Origin of the sequence: Legionella sp. km772 (assembly GCF_003989735.1) — a bacterium.
Classification (GTDB): Bacteria; Pseudomonadota; Gammaproteobacteria; order Legionellales; family Legionellaceae; genus Legionella.
This window is the reverse complement of the sequence record NZ_RZGQ01000375.1, coordinates 1-1,038: the sequence shown is the minus strand read 5'-3', so window position 1 is coordinate 1,038 and position 1,038 is coordinate 1. Positions and strand designations below refer to the sequence as shown.

The following is a 1,038-nucleotide window of genomic DNA, read 5'->3' as shown; positions in this document are numbered from 1 at the left end:
AACTCATTTAAATCACTTTGCTATTAAGTACAAATTGATTCTTAGAGCGAACCAGATTGCTTGGCAGGAGCTTAAAAATATGGCAGCTTAAAATTGACCGTGCGTAACATGAGTTAGTTAAGGCATCAACCATTTTAAAAATAGGCGTAGGCATAAAGTCTCCTGCTGTTAGAGGTTTTTATTTTATGGCATAGTGTACAACATAATGTCATTATTTTGCTCTTAATAGCAAAAGTCAAATCTTTATTGTTGCTTGATTTGGATTTTCCTGCTCCAGTTTTTTTCGCGCCTCTTCATTTAACTCATCAACATGAGCTAATTGTTCGGATTGAGCTAATTTAACTTGGGCCTCAAGGTCCTTACTCGGTAAGATATCACTAGCTAAATGCTTATCATCAATATCCAAGATTTCAAAATCATCCTCGTCTTCAATTCCTTTATTTTTAAGGAGTTCATCGTCCTCTTCATCATCGAAGGTTAGTACATCTCCTCTTGCTTCATCAAGCTTTTGATATTGTAAGGCGATGTTATCTCTGGTGGAAAAACTAAACCCAGTAAGTTGAGCTTGGGTTAAAAAACTTGATAGTGAGCCATAACCTAAGTTAATCATTCCCCTATCCACTAAATTTTTAAGTTTTACATTGGTGATAGTAGGCGCAAGGATTTCCAAATCGGCTATCAGTTTCTTTTTCGCTTCAACATCTCCCTTCGAGGCAAGATTATCTAGCAACGCCAGTAAAGTTTTGGAAAAATCCAAATCCTCTTTTCCTGCACTCGTCCATTGCTTACTAAATTCAACTTTACGTTGCGCAAAAAAATTAGCTAATTCTTGGCTAAATTCGGCTAAGGCCTCATCAGGCTCTCCTCGTTCGTAGCTCGAATCAAAACTCAGGGTATTTTTGGAGAGTTGACCAAAAAGATAATTAACTCATGTTACGCACATAAACTTGTAGTTTGACTAAAAAGCATTAGAATTCCGCCCTTAATTTTAGGGAGGGAATTAAATGGATATGCTTGATCTTTATAGTGATTATTTGA

The 1,038-nt window shown here is 36.3% G+C and carries 2 protein-coding genes; both read right to left on the bottom strand.

Features of this window, described 5'->3' with window-relative positions; all coding sequences use genetic code 11:
• Window positions 1–7 precede the first annotated feature (7 nt).
• Window positions 8–154: a hypothetical protein gene (locus ELY15_RS16340; RefSeq protein WP_158617542.1), complete on the bottom strand. Its 147-nt coding sequence runs from the start codon at window positions 152–154 to the stop codon at window positions 8–10.
• 81 nt (window positions 155–235) lie between these two features.
• Window positions 236–757 (bottom strand): hypothetical protein, encoded by a 522-nt coding sequence (locus ELY15_RS15985; protein WP_127101765.1) that lies wholly within the window; start codon window positions 755–757, stop codon window positions 236–238.
• Window positions 758–1,038: the final 281 nt, after the last annotated feature.